The organism is Streptosporangium sp. CA-115845, from assembly GCF_050943795.1.
Taxonomy (GTDB): domain Bacteria; phylum Actinomycetota; class Actinomycetes; order Streptosporangiales; family Streptosporangiaceae; genus Streptosporangium.
This window is the reverse complement of record NZ_CP191988.1, coordinates 7,483,113-7,500,714: the sequence shown is the minus strand read 5'-3', so window position 1 is coordinate 7,500,714 and position 17,602 is coordinate 7,483,113. Positions and strand designations below refer to the sequence as shown.

Sequence of the window (17,602 nt, the reverse complement as noted above, 5' to 3'; positions counted from 1 at the left end):
GCCGGGGAGCGGTCGGCCCCCCGGCGGCCGCTGGATCAGGTGGTGTCGAAGGCGTGCGGGGTGTGCAGCCTGCGGAGCTCCTCGCCGCCGCCGAGGTACATGTGCACCCCGCACGGCAGGCACGGGTCGAAGCTTCGCACGGTGCGCATGATGTCGATGCCCTTGAAGTCCGCGGGCGGGTTCTCCTCGAAGATCGGTGTGTTCTGCACCGCGTCCTCGTAGGGTCCCGGCGTACCGTGTACGTCGCGGACGCTGGCGTTCCAGGGGGTCGGTGGATACGGGTGGTAGTTGGCGATCTTCCCGTCCCTGATCACCATGTGGTGGGACAGCACGCCCCGCACGGCCTCGGTGAAGCCGCAGCTGATCGTCTCGTCGGGAACCGTGAACGGCGTCCAGGTCTGGGTGCGGCCCGCGCGTACCTCGGCCAGGCCCTGCTCGACGAAGTACAGCGCGCACGCCGCCGCGTAGGCCTGGAAGTAGGTGCGGGCCCGGTTGCGCTCCAGGGCGTTGGACAGCGGCTGCCCGTTGTGCTCGGGGATCGTCCACTCGAACGTCTTCTCCGGTTTCAGCGCCGTCCGCGGCAGGTTGATCTCCACGCTGTGACCGGTGGACCTGACGTAGCCGATGTCGACCTTGCCGGCCAGTGCCGTCGCCCAGAGCCTGGCGATGGGGCCGCCGCCGGTGTCGAGCGCGAGCGTGTTCTCCCCGTCGAACCAGCGAGGCGACATGACCCAGCTGTACTTGTCGCTGAAGTCGCGTTTCTGTGGGTGCGGAATGGTGTGCTGGTTCCACGGGTGCCGGATGTCGACCGGGTTGCCCAGCGGATCGTGGGTGACGAACGGCTCCTGCCCCTGCCAGTCGTCGTAGTAGGAGCTGCCCAGCAGGATCCGGATGCCGAGATTGATGTCGACCAGGTCGTTGGTGACGAGCCTGCCGTCGACGATCACCCCCGGTGTGACGAACATCTCGCGACCCCAGTCGCTCATGTTGCGGTAGGTGTAGTCGCAGTGCGCGGGGTCCTGGAAGCTTCCCCAGCACCCCAGCAGCACGCGCCTGCGGCCGACCTCCTCGTAGCCGGGCAGCGCCTGGTAGAAGAAGTCGAACAGGTCGTCGTGCATGGGCACGACCCGCTTCATGAACTCCACGTAGCGCATCAGCCGGGTCAGGTAGTCGGTGAACAACTGCACCGTCGCGACCGTGCCGACCCCGCCGGGGTAGAGCGTGGAGGGGTGCACGTGCCTGCCCTCCATGAGGCAGAACATCTCCCGGGTGGTGCGGCTCACCGCCAGCGCCTCGCGGTAGAACTCGCCCTCCAGCGGGTTCAGCGAGCGCATGATGTCGGCGATGGTCCGGTAGCCGTGATCGCCCGCGTGCGGCGCCTCGGTGCGCTCGGCCATCGCCAGCACGCCGGGGTTGGTCTCGCGGACCATCTTCTCGCAGTAGTCGACCCCCACCAGGTTCTCCTGGTAGATGTTGTGGTCGAACATGTACTCGGCGGCCTCGCCGAGGTTGACGATCCACTCGCCCAGGGCCGGGGGCCGCACCCCGTAGGCCATGTTCTGCGCGTAGACCGAGCAGGTCGCGTGGTTGTCGCCGCAGATCCCGCAGATGCGGCTGGTGATGAAGTGGGCGTCGCGCGGGTCCTTGCCCTTCATGAAGATGCTGTAGCCGCGGAAGATCGACGAGGTGCTGTAGCACTCGGCGACCTGCCGGTTCTTGAAATCGATCTTGCAGTAGATGCCGAGGCTCCCGACGATCCTGGTGATGGGGTCCCAGGCCATTTCCACGAGTTCCGGGTTCTGCTCCGATGTCGTCATGTCAGCTCCAGGGCGCCTTGTAGCCGGTCAGCAGCTCGCGCCCTTTGTGGCGCCATTTCGGTTCCTTCTCGACGGTCTTGGAGGTGATGCCGCGCAGGGTCCGGATGACCGTCCCGTACGCGCCGCTCACCGTCGAGGAGATGAGGGCGCCGGGAGGCTCGTCCATGAACGGCATGAACTTGTCGGGGAAGCCCGGCATCGTGCAGGCGATGCAGATGCCTCCCACGTTCGGGCAGCCGCCGATCCCGTTCATCCAGCCGCGCTTGGGGACGTTGCATCGGACGACCGGCCCCCAGCAGCCGATCTTCACCAGGCACTTCGGCGAGCCGTACTCGGTGGCGAACTGGCCCTGCTCGTAGTAGCCGCCGCGGTCGCAGCCCTCGTGGACGGTCTGGCCGAACAGCCATGTCGGCCGCAGCGCCTCGTCCAGCGGGATCATCGGCGCCTGCCCGGCGACCTGGTAGAGCAGGTAGAGGAGCGTCTCGGAGAGGTTGTCCGGCTGGATCGGGCAGCCGGGCACGTTGACGATCGGCAGGCCCGCCTTGGACCTCCAGTCCCAGCCCAGGTAGTCGGCGACGCCCATCGCCCCCGTCGGGTTCCCGGCCATCGCGTGGATGCCGCCGTAGGCCGAGCAGGTGCCCGCGCACACGATCGCGGTCGCCTTGGGGGCGAGCCGGTCCAGCCACTCGCTGGTCGTCATGGGCTGGCCGGTGTCGGGGTTGTTGCCGAAACCGCACCAGTAACCCTCCTGCTTGATCGCCTCGTTCGGGATCGAGCCCTCGACGACCAGCACGAACGGATCCAGCTCGCCGCGATCGGCCTTGAAGAACCACTCGATGAAGACGTCCGCGCCCTGCATCGGCCCGGACTCGAAGTCGATCAGAGGCCAGTGCACAGCCACCTTGGGAAGCCCGGGAAGCGCGCCGAGCACGATCTCCTCGATGCTCGGCTGTGTCGCCGCGGTGAGCGCGACGGAGTCACCGTCACAACTCATCCCGGCGTTGATCCACAGTATGTGGACGGTCGGTTCCTGCCGCTCCGGAGAGCTGCTGCTTGCCGCGTCTGTCGGCGCTGCCATGACGTCTCCCCACTCCTGGTGGATGTCTTCTGTGGAACGTGAAGGGGGAGGGGGAACGCCGGCTCTCAGCCGGGGTCGTGCGCCCGCGGGATCGGTGCCGGTCCGAGCGCGTGCCGGGTGAGCTCCCACAGGACGTGGTAAAGGGTGGTCTGTGCCTCCTGGATCCGGTGCACCGAGGAGGAGGGGACGACGAACAGATGGGCCAGAACGCCCAGCTCGGACAGTTCGGTCAGCCTGCCGCCCCCTCCGCCGGCCAGCCCGACGGTGAGCATGTTCCGGCGGGCCGCCTCCTCGAACGCCCGGACGACGTTGGCGGAGCCGCCACTCGTGGACAGGCCGACGGCGATGTCCCCCGGCCGGCCAAGCGCCGCGAGCTGCCTGGAGAAGACCACCTCGAACCCGACGTCGTTGGAGAGCGCGGTGACCACGGCGACGTCACCGGTCAGGGAGAGCGCGGGCAGGGCCGGGCCGCGGTGGGGGTGCAGGAAGGCGGTGGCGACCTCCTGGGCGTCGGTGCTGCTCCCGCCGTTGCCGAAGCTGAACAGCCTGCCGCCGGAGGCGAACCTCGCTGCCATCTCCCCGGCGCACGCCGCCAGCTCCGCCGCCGACTCCTCACCCAGCCACCGGCGCAGCCGCACGATCTCGCCGGTCTTCTCCACCGCCGACCGCCTGGCCTCGGTCTCGGTCTCGGTTTCGGTCTCCGCCGTGTCCGGCGTCCGGTCCGCGTACTCGTACTCGTACTCGTACTCGTCGAGGAAGGGGTACAGCCCCCGGGTGCCCTCCGCGGGCGTTCCGTCAAGCGTGCTCATCGTCGTCCCCCCGTCCTTCGTTCCCGTGCGCGATCACGGCGATGGCCTCCCTGGCGTGTACGAGGACGGTGTCGCCCACCACCGGGTCGATCAGTGCCACGCTCACCTCTTCGAGGACCCCGCCGGCGTCGACGATCGCCAGCTCCCCCTCCAGCAGCCTGACCACCCTCACCGGCAGTGCCTGGTCGGAGCAGGTGATGCAGACACCGGCGGTACAGTCCTCGGGCCCGTTCACCTGGACGCCCCTTGCGCGGGTGGGCCGAGCCGGTCGAAGAACACATGGACCAGCTCCCAGAGCAGGTGGTAAGCGGTGACGTGGACCTCCTTGACCACGGCAGGGTCGTCGGACGCGGCGACCAGGACGTGGTCGGCCGGTACCCGGTCGGTCACCTCGCCTCCGTGCCCGTCCCCACGGTCTGCGCCGCCGGTCAGGGCGATGGTCAGCAGGCCCAGTTCCCCAGCGGTCCGCAAGCCTCGCGGGACGCTCACGCACCGGTCGTCACGGGAGATTCCCAGGGCGATGTCGGAGGCGTCCGCCCAGTGGCGCACCTGGTGGGCGAAGACCTCGGCGGCGTCCCCGCCGTCCTCGCCGTCCTGGCCGGCCGTCGTTGCGTCGTTGCTCAGTGCCACCGCCGCGAGCGCCCTCTTGCCCACGATGACCGGGTGCATGAACTCGACCGCGATGTGTGCCGCGTCCGAGCCCGCGCCGCCGTCGCCGAAAACGATCAGTTTGCCGCCGAGGTGGAACCTGGCGGCCATGGCCCGGGCGGCACGCGCGATGCGCTCCACGTCTCCCGCCAGGGCGCGCCCGGCGTGCTCCCGCCGCGCGAAGGCCGCGATGACCTCCGCCTCCGTGACCGGGGTGACGGCGGACGGTGGTTGGGTACTCGGTGTGACAGGCATGTCAACGCTCCGTATTTTTCACGGTAGCCGCTACGTTACGGTTGGCCGTTTCAGGGCCGACACCCTTGGCTCGACAACCAACGGCAAAGCTCTGATCATCGACGTAACCTTCCCGTCCAGATCATGCGAGCCCTGAGGCGTTCCCGCCGGGCGCGGGAAGGATGGCGGGATGGGCACGGGGCGGGCGCGGGTCCGCGTCAGGATCAGGGTCGAGGGGATCGTGCAGGGGGTGGGCTTCCGCCCCCATGTCCATTCCCTGGCCCGGCGGCTGGAGCTGTCGGGTTGGGTGGGCAACGACGGCCACGGCGTTTTCATCGAGGCCGAGGGGGTGCCCGGCGACGTCGCGCGGTTCCAGGAGGACCTGCGAGGTCAGGCCCCGCCGCTGGCGGTGATCCACCGCATGACGGCCACCGCGATACCGGCGCGTGGAGAGCGCGGATTCCGCATCGCGGCCAGCCGGGACGGAGACCAGCGGGTCACTCTTATCTCACCTGATGTCGCGACATGTGATGACTGCCTGGGCGAGCTGTTCGACCCCGCCGACCGGCGATACCGCCACCCTTTCGTCAACTGCACCAACTGCGGGCCGAGGTTCACCATCATCCGGGACCTCCCCTACGACCGGCCCGCCACCACGATGGCCGGATTCGCCATGTGCGGGGAGTGCGAGAGGGAGTACCTCGACCCGTCGGACCGCAGGTTCCACGCCCAGCCGATCTGCTGCCCGGCCTGCGGCCCGGTTCTGCGCCTGCTGGACGGCGGCGCTCCCCACGGCGGCGGTGACGATCCGATCGTGGCGGCGGCGGAGGTGCTGCGGGCGGGCGGCGTCCTGGCGGTCAAGGGGCTCGGCGGGTACCACCTGGCGGTCGACGCGGCGGACGAGGAGGCCGCCAGGACCCTCCGCGCTCGCAAGCGCCGCGAGGACAGACCGTTCGCGATCATGGTTCCCGACCTGTGCGCCGCCCACGCGCTCTGCGAACTGGACGACGAGAGCGAGCGGCTGCTCACCGGCCCGCGGCGCCCGATCGTGCTGCTGCCCCGCCGCTCCGGCACCGCGCCGGCCGGAGCCGTGGCGCCGGGCGACCGCACCCTCGGCCTCATGCTGCCGTACACGCCGGTCCACCACCTGCTCGCCGCCGAGTTCACCCGGCCGTACGTGCTCACCAGCGGGAACCTCTCCGATGAGCCCATCGCCCACCGCGACGGCGACGCGCTCGTCAGGCTCGCCGGGATCGCGGACGCCTTCCTGACCCACGACCGGCCGATCCACATCCGTGCGGACGACTCCGTGGTCCTCGTCGCGCGAGGGCGGGCGTTACCGCTGCGCAGGTCCCGGGGATACGCCCCGGAGCCACTGCGGCTCTCACCGCCCGCCCGGCGGCCCGTGCTCGCCTGCGGTGCCGAGCTGAAGAGCACGTTCTGCCTCGCGAGGCGGGGGTACGCCTTCGTCTCCCAGCACCTGGGCGACCTGGAGAACTACGAGACGCTGCGCTCCTTCACCGAGGGGATCGAACACCTCGGGCGCCTGCTCGGCATCACCCCCGGCCTCGTCGCGCATGACCTCCACCCCGAGTACCTGTCCACCAAGTACGCCCTCGATCTGGAGTCGGTGGACCTGACCGGGGTGCAGCACCACCACGCGCACATCGCCTCCTGCCTGGCCGACAACGCCGAGAGCGGCCCGGTCATCGGGGTGGCCTTCGACGGTCTCGGTTACGGCACCGACGGCACGATCTGGGGTGGCGAGCTCCTGGTGGCCGACCTCGTCGGCTTCATCCGTGCCGGCCGCCTGGCGCCGGTGCCGATGCCCGGCGGTACCGCGGCCATCAGGCAGCCCTGGCGGATGGCGGCAGCCCACCTGAACGCGGCGTACGGCGCCGCGCTCCCCGAGGACCTGCCGGTCAGGACACGCCACGGCACCCGCTGGGACGAGGTGCTCGCCGTGGCCAGAGCGGGGACGAACTCCCCGCTCACCTCCAGCGCAGGCCGCCTGTTCGACGCGGTGGCGGCGATCCTCGGGCTCCGCGACACCGCCGGATACGAGGGACAGGCCGCGATCGTCCTGGAGCAGCGGGCCGACCCGGCCGAGGGCGGCGCCTACCCGGCGCGGATCCTCGACGAGGGGTCGCTCGTGACGATCCAGGTCGCGGATCTCGTCCGTGCGGTCGTCGAGGAGACCCGCGCCGGGGTGGTCCCGGCGCTCGTCTCCGCACGCTTCCACAACGGACTCGCCGCCGTCACCGCCGCGGCGTGCGCCAGGATCCGCGAGAGCACCGGGATCGGCACGGTCGCCCTGTCCGGCGGGGTCTTCCAGAACCGCCTGTTGCTTGACGGCCTCGCCGGCGCCCTCGGGCTCGGAGGCTTCCGGGTCCTGACCCACCGCGCCGTACCCCCCAACGACGGCGGCATCAGCTTCGGCCAGGCCGCCGTGGCGGCGGCGCGCGACGTCCTGGGCCATCCCTGCCCCGGGTCCTGACGAGGGACGCCGCGGAGTCAGGGCCGGTACGTCCCGAAGTACCAGAGGTTGCCCTCCGGGTCCTTGCAGGCGTAATCGCGCGAGCCGTAGTCCTGGTCGGCCGGCTCGAGGGTGACCTCGGCTCCGGCCGCGACGGCCCTGTCGTGGTGGGCGTCGGTGTCGTCCACGGCGATGTAGATCCCCGGGCCGCCGGGCTCGCCTCTACCAGTCATGATCATTCCGGTGCCGACGATCAGCTCACCATGGCCGACGTCCCCGTCGCCGGACGTGACGAGCTCGTGGACCTCGAATCCGAATGCCTGGACCAGCCAGTCGACGGCCTTGGCGGGGTCGTGGTAGCGGACCAGCGGATACACGGTTCGCATGTTTCCTCCTCCTGTTCGGTGATCACCACGATGTCACCGGCAGGAGGGGCCGGGCTTGGAAAAATCTGACCTGATCATCCGGGGGCGCGCGGCGGCGCGGCCAGCTCGCGGGGGGTGACCCCGGCCATGGCCCTGAAGTCGCGGTTCATATGGGCCTGGTCGTAGTAGCCACAGACGGCCGCGGTGTCGGCCAGGGACATGCCGGACCTCAGCCGGCCGGTGGCGTGCTCGAAGCGCAGTACCCTGGCCGCGGCCTTCGGCGCCAGCCCGACCTGGTCGTGGAAGCGGGAGACCAGATGCCGGTGGCTCCACCCCAGCTCGGCGGCTATCGAGGCCACGGACACCGCGCCACGGGTGGCGACCAGGCGGCTCCACGCCCAGCCGACGCGGCGGTCGGGAACCGGCGCGGAGTCGATCCGCTCGCTGAGCGCCTCGTCCAGCAGCACGAGCCGGGCGGCCCGGCCGGAAGCCTGTGCCAACCGCTCGACCGTGGTCGTGGCCCACGGCCCGAGCACCTCCTCCAGCGACACCACCCGGTTGGTCAGTTCCCGCAGGGGCACTCCGAGCAGCCGTCTGGCTCCGAGCGGCGTGAGGTTGACCTGCACCCCCTCGGCGGTTCCGGCCGTGGTGGTGTCGACGTAGGTGTCGTGCAGGCCGCCCGCGAACGACGCCAGCCGCCGGTCCCCCCGCGGCCCGTTCAGCGCGAGCGGCGCGCCGAAACCGAAGATCATCACAACGCCGGCGAACGGCGGTTGCCGCCGGGGCACGGGCTCGGCGTAACGCTCGGTATAGGCCGACAGGTGCGTGATGTAGGGCCGAAGGAAGGCGCCGGGCTCGCCTTCGACGAAGGTCAGGCCCTCGGCCACCGCTGCGTCGTCCACCCCCCGACCATAACCGCCGCCCACGACAATCCGGCGTCGCGGCCGTGCTGGGAGAGGACGCCCCAGGAGGTGCCCTCTCCGCTTTTCGGGAGGTCGCTTTTCAGGAGGTCAGCCCGGTGTGGTAGGCGAGAAAGGTCAGCTGGTCGGCGGCGAGCTCGATGGTCTTGCTCACCGAACGGGCCCCGTGACCGGCCTCGATCTCGTTGCGGAGCAGGATCGGCCGGTCACAGGCCTGGGCGTGCTGCAGGGCCGCGCACATCTTCCAGGCGTGCAGCGGATGGACCCGGGTGTCGGACTGGAAGACCGTGAACAAGGTCGCCGGGTAGCACTCCCCCTCGCGCACATGGTGGTAAGGGGAGTAGGAGTGCAGCCAGGCGAACTCGTCGGGCTTCTCGGCGGAGCCGTACTCGACGTTCCACGTCGCGCCCAGGCCGAACAGCTCGTAGCGGATCATGTCGAGCAGCGGCGCCGAGCAGACCACCGCGGCGTACAGCTCCGGGCGCTGGGTCAGGGCCGCGCCGACCAGGAGGCCGCCGTTCGAGCCGCCGGAGATGGCCAGTTGCGAGGATGTGGTCACGCCGGTGGCGATCAGGTACTCGGCCGCCGCGTGCAGGTCGTCGAAGACGTTCTGCTTGTGGGAGAGCATCCCGGCCCGGTGCCACTCCTCACCCTGCTCACCGCCGCCACGCAGCTGGGCGATGGCGTACGTGCCGCCCGTCTCGACCCAGCTCAGGATGGACGCCGAGTAGCCGGGGGTCATCGAGAGCCCGAAACCGCCGTAGCCGTACAGGACCGTGGGGCGCGGGCCCTCGGTGCCGGGGCGGGAGATCACCAGCATGTGGACCTCGCTGCCGTCGGCGGAGCGGTAGGTCACCTGCTCGGTGTTGACGGTGGGCACCTCGACGGCACCGGGGGAGGCGGCCCAGAGCGTCGTCTCGCCGGTGCGGGCGTCGTAGCGCTGGATGCTCGGCGGCGTGGTGTTGTCGGTGTAGCCGAACCACGCCTCGTGACCACCCTCCGGGCGCTCGCTGATGCCGCCGATGGTGCCCAGGCCGGGCGTCGGTACATCTCCGACGCGCTCACCGGTGGCCAGGTCGTGTACCGAGATCTCGCTGATCGCGTGGCGGGTCCAGCCGACGAGCATGACCGGCCGGTCGAGCTCGTCGAGGATCGCGAAGTCCGTCAGCACGGCCTCGGAGTCCTGCGGGACGAGGTCACGCCAGTTCTCGAACCGAGGGTCGGAAGGGTCGGTCACGCAGACCCGGGCGCGCGGGGCGTCGCGGTCCGTGAAGACGTACAGGCGGCCGTCGCGGCCGAAGTGCAGGGCCGTCTGGGCGTCGACGTCCTGCTGGACGACGACCAGGTCGGGGGAGGAGGGGGAGGAGGCCTCCAGGTCGGCCACCCACAGGTCGTTGCGCGGCGCCGTGCCGCGGGAGGCGGAGATCTGCAGCCAGCGGCCGTCGCGGGAGACCGCCACGCCGTAGTAGTTGGTCTTCTCCAGGCCCTCACCGAAGATCAGGACATCCTCCTCGGTGGAGGTGCCGACCCTGTGCAGGTAGACCCGGCGGTGGAACTGCTCCTCCCCCTCGGGCACCTCGGTGGCGGGCAGTCTGCGCACGTAGTAGAAAGCCTCGCCGCCGGGCAGCCACGCCACCGGGGAGTAGCGGCACCGGTCGATCGGTCCCTCGATGCGGTCGCCGAACGCGACGTCCATCAGGTAGAGGCTCGACTCCTCGTCGCCGCCCACCGAGACCTGGTAGGCGAGCAGGCGGCCCTCCTTGTCGGGCTGCCAGGAGTCGAGGGTGGTCAGCCCGGTCGAGTCGAGCGCCATCGGGTCGAGCAGCGCCCGCTCGGTGCCGCCGGGATCGACGGTGTAGAGCACGGCGTGCTCCTGCTCCGGGGTGCGCCTCATGAAGAACCGCCGCTCTCCGCGCCACGTCGGCGCGCCGACCGAACCGGACCTGAGCAGCTCCGTGATCCGCGCCTTGAAACCCTCGCGCCCGGGGAGGATGTCCAGCTCGGTCTCCAGCAGCCTCTCCTGCCCCACCAGCCAGTCCTTCGTCGCCGGATCGTCCGAATCCTCCAGCCAGCGGTAGGGGTCGGAAACAGGCACCCCGTGGAGCTCCTCGACGAGCTCAACACGGCTGGCTGGAGGATATGGCTGTCGCGTCATGGCAGGAACCCTACGACCTCGGCAGGGCAGAACGCGGGCATTGCGCGACGGGCGTATCTGATCTGCGGCAGGAGGAGTTAAGAACTAGTAATGCGGGCATAAAACGTATCAGGTTTCTCTCCAGTCATTTATGGGTGGCGGGAACCGCGACGCAGAAGCCAAACTTGGTGAAGGACGGTGCCGTGGTGAGCATCCGCTGGGCCGTCCGGCGGAGGTCCTCGTGACGGAAGCACCCGGGCCCCAGGAGGGGCCGCCAGCCGGGGCACGCGGTGGCGTGCCCCCTCAACTGACACGTCCTGCGGCGGGAGAGGCCCGCTGATGCGCCAGGTCCTGCTCTTGAACGCCACCTACGAACCCCTGACCACCCTGTCCCTGCACCGGGCCGTCGTGCTCGTGCTCAGGGAGAAGGCGGACGTCGTGCACCGCGACGGGCGGGGCGCCGTGTTCCGCTCGGCGAGCCGCACGCTCGACGTTCCTTCGGTGATCAGGCTTCGAAGATATGTCCGGATTCCCTACCGGTCGCGGATTCCGCTGACCCGAACCGCGTTGATGCGTCGGGACGACTACCGATGCGCCTACTGCGGCCAGCGGGCCGAGACCATCGACCATGTCATCCCGCGCTCGCGAGGTGGCCCCCACACCTGGGAGAACTGCGTCGCGTCGTGCACGACGTGCAACCACCGCAAGGCCGATCGCATGCTGGAGGAACTGGGGTGGACGCTCAGCGTCGCCCCGGTGGTGCCACGCGGCGTCCACTGGCGGTTGATCGGCGCGCACATCGTCGGCGATCCCCAGTGGGCGCCCTACCTCGCGGAGAGCGCGGCCTGAGAGCGGGGCCGCCGTGCTCGCGCCGCACGGCGCGAGCACGGCGGCATGCCCGTTGGCGCCGGTGATCCCCGATAGGCACAATCATGGTCATGACATGGACCTTCACCTCCGACATCGAGGCGTACGCGGGGATGGCGGAGCCGTGGCTGCTGCGGGATCCGGTCCGCAATACCGTCCCTCTCACGGTCCTGCGCGCCATACGGAGCGGTCTGTGGGGCGATGACGTGCTGCTGGGCAGGCTGGAGCGCGACGACCGGATCGTGGCGACCGCGATCCAGACGCCTCCGCACCCCCTGCTGCTCCCCGATATCCCCGCCGACACCGTGCTCGATCTCGCCACCGACCTGATCGAGAAGGAGCGGGCGATCCCCGGCGTGACCGGGCCGCTCCCGCTGGCCGAGGCGTTCGCCGCCTCCTGGTGGCGGCCCGAGGTCAAGCGCCGCGCGGAACGCCTTTACCGGCTCGGCGTGCTGCTCGGCCCGGACCCCGCTCCGCAAGGGGCCTCGCGCGTGGCCGTCGCCGACGACCTCGATCTCCTGGTCCGGTGGGGCGAGGAGTTCCAGGCCGAGGCCGAGGCCGTCGGCCCCGTCGACCTGACCCCGCTGGTGGCCAGCCGGATCGCCAGGCGGGAACTGGTCGTGTGGGAGGCGGGCGGGCGGCCCGTCGCGTTCGCCGGGGCCTCCTCTCCCATCGGCGGAATATCGCGGGTCGGCCCCGTCTACACACCCGCGGAGTTTCGCCGGAAGGGCTACGGCACCGCGCTCTCGCATGCCGTGAGCGCCAAGATGATCACCGAGGGTGCCGAGGAGGTGCTGCTCTTCACGGACCTGTCCAACCCCACGTCCAACTCGATCTACCAGGCGATCGGTTACCGGCCGGTGGCCGACTACGCCTCCATCACCTTCGGCTGACCTTTCCCGCCCGCCCGGGGAGGCCTCGCGCGAAGAGGCAGGACGTCGGCGGCACGGGTGTTCGGCGAGCGAGCCGGGTAACCTTGGGGTCATGCCCCGATACGACTTCCGCTGCCGCGCCTGCGGGTCCACCTTTGAGATCTCCCGTCCGATGGCACGCTCCGGTGAGCCGGCGCTCTGCCCCGACGGCCACGACGACACGGTCAAGTTGCTGTCCACCGTCGCGGTGACCGGCGGCTCCGCGAGTCCCTCGGCCGCGCCCCGGCCCTCCGGCGGTGGCGGGTGTTGCGGCGGCGGTTGCTGCGGCTGACCACATCGGGAGTCTGCCACCCGGACCGGCCCGGACCGGCCCGGGATGGCAGCTCGAGATGACCTGACCGCGACCGGTTATGCGGCGCGCTTGCCCTGGAAGGGCAGGAATCCCTCGGCTCGGTGCGGGCGGGCCGGCATGAAGGTGGGTTCGGTGGCGACGATCCGGTCGAACCGGAACGCCCGGATCGCGTGGCGCATGCGGCACATGCCGACGAGATACCAGTATTCGCGGTGGACCATGCAGGTCACCGGGTCGACGTCACGGACTGTGATCCGTCCGGAGACGTCTCGGTAGTGGAGGCGGATGACGAGGCCTGAGGTGATGGCGTTGGCGATCGTCCGGGCACGGTCGGCGATCGGGGCGGGCATCGGCTCGGTGAGGGTCGTCAGGGTGGCGGCGACGACGGCGTCGTCGATCTCCATCTGCTCGAACGCATGACGCAGGCCGCTGCGGGCGGCGTTGGCCTGCGGGCCCGACCCAAGATGCGCCATCGACAGGGCGAGGGCGGCGATCTCGGCGGCCGTCAGCGGGGTGGTGAGCTTCATGACGCTAGTCATACCCAGATAATACGTCCGAGCACTGACATTTTTTCGAACTTCCTATCGGGTAAGGAATCTCTACCCGACAGGAAGCCCAGGTCAGCGTGACAGCTGTGACAGGTCGCGCGAGGCACCGGTGGAGGCGGAGGTGGTGAGCGCGGCGTATGCCTGCAGTGCGGCGCTCACCGGGCGCTGGCGCATCCGCGGCCGGTAACCGCCCAGGTCGGCCAGGAGCCTCTCCCGGCGGGCGGCCAGTTCCTCCTCGGAGACCTTCAGCTCGATCGAGCGGCCGGGGATGTCGATCGTGACGAGGTCGCCGTTCTCGACGAGCGCGATGGTGCCGCCCTCGGCCGCCTCGGGGGAGGCGTGACCGATGGACAGCCCGCTCGTACCGCCGGAGAAGCGGCCGTCGGTGATCAGCGCGCAGTCCTTGCCCAGCCCCTTGCCCTTGAGGAACGAGGTGGGGTAGAGCATCTCCTGCATGCCGGGCCCGCCCTTCGGCCCCTCGTAGCGGATCACCACGACGTCGCCGGCCTTGACCTTGTTGTTGAGGATGCCCTCGACCGCGTCGTCCTGCGACTCGAAGACCACCGCGGGGCCCTCGAACCTCCAGATCGACTCGTCGACCCCGGCGGTCTTGACGATGCAGCCCTCGGTGGCGATGTTGCCGTAGAGGACGGCCAGGCCGCCGTCGCGGGTGTAGGCGTGCTCGATGTCACGCACGCAGCCCTCGGACCGATCGAGGTCCAGTTCCTCCCAGCGGGCGCCCTGGGAGAAGGGCTTCACGGTGCGGGCGTTGCCGGGGCCCGCGTGCCACAGCTCAAGGGCCTCGGGCAGCACGTGCGGCGACTGCGGGTCCCAGGCGTCGAGGTAGTCGCCCAGGGTGCCGCCGTTGACCGTGTGGGCGTCGCGGTGGAGCAGGCCGCCCCGGTCGAGCTCGCCCAGGATCGCCGGGATGCCGCCGGCGCGGTGGACGTCCTCGACGTGGTACTTCGCGGTGGCGGGGGCGACCTTGCACAGGCAGGGCACCCGCAGCGAGATCTCGTTGATCTCCTTCAGCCCGAAGTCGACCTGGGCCTCGCGGGCCGCGGCGAGGATGTGCAGGATCGTGTTGGTCGAGCCGCCCATCGCCACGTCCAGCGCCATGGCGTTCTCGAACGCGTCCCTGGTCGCGATGGCGCGCGGCAGGACCGTCTCGTCGTCCTGCTCGTAGTAGCGGCGAGTGATCTCCACGAGCTGGCGTCCGGCGTCCTCGAACAGCTTCCTGCGTGCCTTGTGCGTGGCCAGGATCGTGCCGTTGCCCGGGAGCGCGAGGCCGATGGCCTCGGCGAGGCAGTTCATCGAGTTGGCGGTGAACATGCCGCTGCACGAACCACAGGTCGGGCAGGCGTTCTCCTCCATCTCCAGCAGCTCCGCGTCGGAGACGGCGTCGTTGGCCGCGGCGATCATCGGGTCGATCAGGTCGAGCTTCCCGTTGGGGGTCTTGCCCGCCTCCATCGGACCGCCGGAGACGAAGATCGTGGGGATGTTCAGCCGGAAGGCGGCGAGCAGCATGCCCGGAGTGATCTTGTCGCAGTTGGAGACGCAGATCAGCGCGTCGGCACAGTGCGCGTTGACCATGTACTCGACCGCGTCCGCGATCAGTTCGCGGCTGGGCAGCGAGTACAGCATGCCGCCGTGACCCATCGCGATGCCGTCGTCGACCGCGATCGTGTTGAACTCGCGAGGGATCGCCCCCGCCTCGCGGATCGCGCCGGCCACGACGTCGCCGACCTCGCGCAGGTGGACGTGCCCGGGGACGAACTGGGTGAAGCTGTTGGCCACGGCGATGATCGGTTTCCCGAAGTCCTCGCCGGCTACGCCCGTCGCCCGGAGTAGGGCCCGGGCCCCGGCCATGTTCCTGCCGTGAGTGACCGTACGAGACCTGAGGGCGGGCATGAGGCTTCTCCCATCATCGAAACCGTGGTCTATGAATGGTACGGCCACCGCTCAGCGCGTGAGACGACTGCCCATGCCATGAGACATCGGGTTCGTGACCACAGGTTCCGCGAACACCGCCGCTTCGCGGACACCGTGTGGGAGAGCCGGTGAGGACGACCGAGGTCAGTTCTCCGGGTAGCGTGCGGGCAGGACCTGCGCGGCGACCTCGTAGATCCTGTCGATCTCGGTGTCGGTGAGTGAGCGCTCCCGCTTGGTGATCCATTTACGGACACGACTGCCGTCGAACACATCGACCTCGCGGACGTTGAGGACCTTCCATGGGATGGCCGGGCCGTAGATCGCCAGGGACGGCACGATCGCGATCTCACGGCCGAGCTCCGCACCGATCAGCTCGGCGGCCTGGGACGCCTCCCAGCGCGCCTCGTCGAGACGGGGCTTCTGGTTGAACGGGCCGTGGAACAGCTTGCGGTGCGACTGGACGCGGACGGGCAGGCGCTTGTCCCACTTCTCGGAGTCGACCGCGTAGACGCCGGTGGGACCCACGACCAGGTGGTCGATCTGGGCCTCGCTGCCGGGGATCGCGCGGGCGTGCAGGGTGCGGTAGCCCCCGCGCTCCAGCCGTTTCAACTGCATCTCCGTCCGCCGTTCCGCGACCGAGGAGCGCCGCCAGGCGGGCACCGACGAGTTGGAACGGGCGTGAAGCACCGTGTCGACGATCGCGGCCACCACGGCGGCGGTGAAGCCCAGCTGCCAGCTGGCCAGCAGGATGGCCGCGAGCACGCCCACACCGACCGCGACGAGAACGCGTCGGCGCAGGTGGCGGTACTTGGGATGATCGAGCAGGCTGCGCAGCGCGGCGCGCTCGACGGGTGCGTACGTAGACGCTGGTGCGGCGGGTCGAGACGTCGGCCGGTCCTCGGCCTGTCGGTCACTGACCCAAATCGGTGACGTAGTGTTACCGTCTTCTGGTACCTGACCGGAATCCACGTAACTCACGGTAGCTGACGTCCTCGGGGGGTGCCTAGTATTGCGTATCTCATACTTTTGTGACCACCCTCACCCGCTTGGCGATGCTATGAACCGGGTATCTACGGGCTTCCACTCTGGATAACCGCGCGCTCTGCGCCTACTGTGCGGGGCGTGGCTCACATTCACGATCTTAACGCTCTGGAGCAGGCGGCAGCCGTGCGGCGCAGGGAGGTCTCGCCCGTCGAGATCACCGAGCACTACCTCGATCGGATCGCCCGCCTGGACCCCCAGATCGGCGCGTACGTAACGGTGACCCCCGAACTCGCCCTGGAGCAGGCGCACAAGGTCGAGGCGAGGGTGCTCGCCGGAGACGATCCCTCACCCCTGGCCGGGGTGCCTATCCCGATCAAGGACCTCAACCTCGTCAAGGGCGTGCCGATCCACTTCGGCTCGGCCACCTACGAGGACTTCGTCGCGCCGGTGGACGACAGCGTGGTCGAGCGGCTCAGGGACGCTGGAACGATCATGCTCGGCAAGACCGCGACGCCCGAGTTCGGGTTGCCGTGCTACACCGAGACCGCCGTCTCGGCGCCCAGCCGCACCCCGTGGGATCTCTCCCGGTCGGCCGGCGGGTCCAGCGGCGGCGCGGCGGCGGCGGTCGCCGCGGGCCTGGCCCCCGCCGCGCAGGGCAGCGACGGCGCCGGGTCGATCCGCATCCCCGCCTCGGTCTGCGGGCTGTTCGGTATCAAGCCCTCCCGGGGCAGGATCAGCTTCGCACCGATAGTTCCCGACCTGGCCGGCCTGTCGACCAACGGCCCGATCACCAGAACCGTCGCCGACGCCGCCGCGCTGCTCGACGTGATGGCCCACCACAACCCCGGCGATCTCTATCACGCGCCGCCGCCGGAACTCGGCTCCTTCCACGCGTACGTGGGCCGCGACCCCGGCCGCCTGCGGATCGCCCGCTACGCCGAGCCGCTGGTCCCCGGTGTCGTGGTGGACCCCGAGGTGCTCGCCGCCTACGAGCACGCCTCGGCGGAGCTGGCGGCGCTCGGACACGAGGTGGTCGACATCGCCCCGCCGTTCGGGCCGGACATGGTGCCGCAGTTCGTGACGCTCTGGTACGCGTTCTCGTGCATGCACCCGGTCGATCCGACCAAGCAGGACAGGCTCCGGCCGCTGACCGCCTGGCTGCGCGAGCGCGGCTTCGCCACCCCGGCCCCCGACTTCCTGCAGGCTCAGTCGGCGCTGCAGCTCGCCACCCGGTTCGGCCTGCTGGCGACCGACCCCTACGACGCGGTGCTCACCCCGACCGTGACGCAACCGCCCAGGCCCGTGGGCTGGTTCGAGGACGTCGAGGGCCCCGAGGAGACCTTCGAGCGGATGAAGCGGTTCGCCGCCTTCCCCGCCGTCTACAACGTCAGCGGCCAGCCCGCGGTCAACCTGCCGCTGCACTGGAGCGCGGACGGCCTCCCGATCGGCGTGATGCTGGCCGGCAGGTTCGGCGGCGAGGGCACCCTGATCTCCGTGTCGTCGCAGATCGAGGCCGCTCGCGGGGGTTTCTGGGGTGAGCGCAGGCCCACCACCTGGTAGTCCTCG

General features: G+C 70.1%; 16 protein-coding genes. 5 read left to right on the top strand and 11 right to left on the bottom strand.

Annotation, left to right across the window (positions count from 1 at the left end):
- Positions 1-35 precede the first annotated feature (35 nt).
- The 5 genes from ACQP0P_RS35630 to ACQP0P_RS35610 all read right to left on the bottom strand — a co-directional run bounded on the left by ACQP0P_RS35630 (position 36) and on the right by ACQP0P_RS35610 (position 4,607).
- Complete coding sequence (locus ACQP0P_RS35630) at positions 36-1,817, bottom strand: nickel-dependent hydrogenase large subunit (RefSeq protein ID WP_433363708.1); 1,782 nt, start codon at positions 1,815-1,817, stop codon at positions 36-38.
- Between the two features lies 1 nt (position 1,818).
- Positions 1,819-2,895: a hydrogenase expression protein HypE gene (locus tag ACQP0P_RS35625; protein WP_433363706.1), complete on the bottom strand. Its 1,077-nt coding sequence runs from the start codon at positions 2,893-2,895 to the stop codon at positions 1,819-1,821.
- A 65-nt stretch (positions 2,896-2,960) separates the two neighbouring features.
- Complete coding sequence (locus ACQP0P_RS35620) at positions 2,961-3,704, bottom strand: D-sedoheptulose-7-phosphate isomerase (protein ID WP_433363703.1); 744 nt, start codon at positions 3,702-3,704, stop codon at positions 2,961-2,963.
- Positions 3,691-3,939, bottom strand: coding sequence for a HypC/HybG/HupF family hydrogenase formation chaperone (locus tag ACQP0P_RS35615; RefSeq protein ID WP_030917862.1), 249 nt, complete (start codon positions 3,937-3,939; stop codon positions 3,691-3,693). The genes ACQP0P_RS35620 and ACQP0P_RS35615 overlap by 14 nt, the downstream gene beginning before the upstream one ends.
- A complete protein-coding gene (locus tag ACQP0P_RS35610; RefSeq protein WP_433363699.1) occupies positions 3,936-4,607 on the bottom strand; it encodes a D-sedoheptulose-7-phosphate isomerase in 672 nt (223 codons plus the stop codon). Before ACQP0P_RS35610 ends, ACQP0P_RS35615 begins: the two co-directional genes overlap by 4 nt.
- A 169-nt stretch (positions 4,608-4,776) precedes the next feature.
- Between ACQP0P_RS35610 and hypF the strand changes: the two genes are divergently transcribed.
- On the top strand, positions 4,777-7,083 hold the full coding sequence (hypF, locus tag ACQP0P_RS35605) for a carbamoyltransferase HypF (protein ID WP_433363696.1): 2,307 nt from the start codon (positions 4,777-4,779) through the stop codon (positions 7,081-7,083).
- 17 nt (positions 7,084-7,100) lie between these two features.
- Here the strand turns inward: hypF and ACQP0P_RS35600 are convergent, their stop codons facing one another.
- The 3 genes from ACQP0P_RS35600 to ACQP0P_RS35590 form a co-directional block, all read right to left on the bottom strand.
- Complete coding sequence (locus tag ACQP0P_RS35600; RefSeq protein ID WP_433363693.1) at positions 7,101-7,448, bottom strand: VOC family protein; 348 nt, start codon at positions 7,446-7,448, stop codon at positions 7,101-7,103.
- Between the two features lie 74 nt (positions 7,449-7,522).
- Positions 7,523-8,329: a helix-turn-helix domain-containing protein gene (locus ACQP0P_RS35595; protein WP_433363690.1), complete on the bottom strand. Its 807-nt coding sequence runs from the start codon at positions 8,327-8,329 to the stop codon at positions 7,523-7,525.
- 100 nt (positions 8,330-8,429) lie between these two features.
- Positions 8,430-10,502 carry a prolyl oligopeptidase family serine peptidase gene (locus ACQP0P_RS35590; RefSeq protein WP_433363687.1) on the bottom strand — a complete coding sequence of 691 codons (2,073 nt, stop codon included), beginning with the start codon at positions 10,500-10,502 and terminating at the stop codon, positions 8,430-8,432.
- 318 nt (positions 10,503-10,820) lie between these two features.
- Between ACQP0P_RS35590 and ACQP0P_RS35585 the strand changes: the two genes are divergently transcribed.
- From ACQP0P_RS35585 to ACQP0P_RS35575, 3 genes are all read left to right on the top strand, one after another.
- Complete coding sequence (locus ACQP0P_RS35585; protein WP_030917850.1) at positions 10,821-11,330, top strand: HNH endonuclease; 510 nt, start codon at positions 10,821-10,823, stop codon at positions 11,328-11,330.
- Positions 11,331-11,419: 89 nt separating this feature from the next.
- Positions 11,420-12,241, top strand: a complete 822-nt coding sequence (locus tag ACQP0P_RS35580) for a GNAT family N-acetyltransferase (protein ID WP_433363683.1) — start codon at positions 11,420-11,422, stop codon at positions 12,239-12,241.
- A gap of 91 nt (positions 12,242-12,332) precedes the next feature.
- Positions 12,333-12,551, top strand: a complete 219-nt coding sequence (locus tag ACQP0P_RS35575; RefSeq protein WP_433363680.1) for an FmdB family zinc ribbon protein — start codon at positions 12,333-12,335, stop codon at positions 12,549-12,551.
- Between the two features lie 77 nt (positions 12,552-12,628).
- Here ACQP0P_RS35575 and ACQP0P_RS35570 read toward each other — a convergent pair whose 3' ends face one another.
- The 3 genes from ACQP0P_RS35570 to ACQP0P_RS35560 form a co-directional block, all read right to left on the bottom strand.
- Positions 12,629-13,111 carry a helix-turn-helix transcriptional regulator gene (locus ACQP0P_RS35570; RefSeq protein ID WP_433363677.1) on the bottom strand — a complete coding sequence of 161 codons (483 nt, stop codon included), beginning with the start codon at positions 13,109-13,111 and terminating at the stop codon, positions 12,629-12,631.
- A gap of 81 nt (positions 13,112-13,192) precedes the next feature.
- Positions 13,193-15,031, bottom strand: coding sequence for a dihydroxy-acid dehydratase (gene ilvD, locus ACQP0P_RS35565; RefSeq protein ID WP_433363674.1), 1,839 nt, complete (start codon positions 15,029-15,031; stop codon positions 13,193-13,195).
- Positions 15,032-15,196: 165 nt separating this feature from the next.
- Complete coding sequence (locus ACQP0P_RS35560; protein WP_433363671.1) at positions 15,197-15,814, bottom strand: nuclease-related domain-containing protein; 618 nt, start codon at positions 15,812-15,814, stop codon at positions 15,197-15,199.
- Positions 15,815-16,174: 360 nt separating this feature from the next.
- Here ACQP0P_RS35560 and ACQP0P_RS35555 point away from each other — a divergent pair, with 360 nt between their 5' ends.
- Positions 16,175-17,596: an amidase gene (locus ACQP0P_RS35555; RefSeq protein WP_433363668.1), complete on the top strand. Its 1,422-nt coding sequence runs from the start codon at positions 16,175-16,177 to the stop codon at positions 17,594-17,596.
- Positions 17,597-17,602 lie beyond the last annotated feature (6 nt).

Coding starts and splice junctions, on each gene's coding strand:
- ACQP0P_RS35585 (WP_030917850.1), top strand. CDS start 10,821: ATGCGCCAGGTCCTGCTCTTGAACGCCACCTACGAACCCCTGACCACC.
- ACQP0P_RS35620 (WP_433363703.1), bottom strand. CDS start 3,704: ATGAGCACGCTTGACGGAACGCCCGCGGAGGGCACCCGGGGGCTGTAC.
- ACQP0P_RS35580 (WP_433363683.1), top strand. CDS start 11,420: ATGACATGGACCTTCACCTCCGACATCGAGGCGTACGCGGGGATGGCG.
- ACQP0P_RS35590 (WP_433363687.1), bottom strand. CDS start 10,502: ATGACGCGACAGCCATATCCTCCAGCCAGCCGTGTTGAGCTCGTCGAG.
- ACQP0P_RS35625 (WP_433363706.1), bottom strand. CDS start 2,895: ATGGCAGCGCCGACAGACGCGGCAAGCAGCAGCTCTCCGGAGCGGCAG.
- ACQP0P_RS35570 (WP_433363677.1), bottom strand. CDS start 13,111: ATGACTAGCGTCATGAAGCTCACCACCCCGCTGACGGCCGCCGAGATC.
- ACQP0P_RS35610 (WP_433363699.1), bottom strand. CDS start 4,607: ATGCCTGTCACACCGAGTACCCAACCACCGTCCGCCGTCACCCCGGTC.
- ACQP0P_RS35600 (WP_433363693.1), bottom strand. CDS start 7,448: ATGCGAACCGTGTATCCGCTGGTCCGCTACCACGACCCCGCCAAGGCC.
- ACQP0P_RS35630 (WP_433363708.1), bottom strand. CDS start 1,817: ATGACGACATCGGAGCAGAACCCGGAACTCGTGGAAATGGCCTGGGAC.
- ACQP0P_RS35575 (WP_433363680.1), top strand. CDS start 12,333: ATGCCCCGATACGACTTCCGCTGCCGCGCCTGCGGGTCCACCTTTGAG.
- ilvD (WP_433363674.1), bottom strand. CDS start 15,031: ATGCCCGCCCTCAGGTCTCGTACGGTCACTCACGGCAGGAACATGGCC.
- hypF (WP_433363696.1), top strand. CDS start 4,777: ATGGGCACGGGGCGGGCGCGGGTCCGCGTCAGGATCAGGGTCGAGGGG.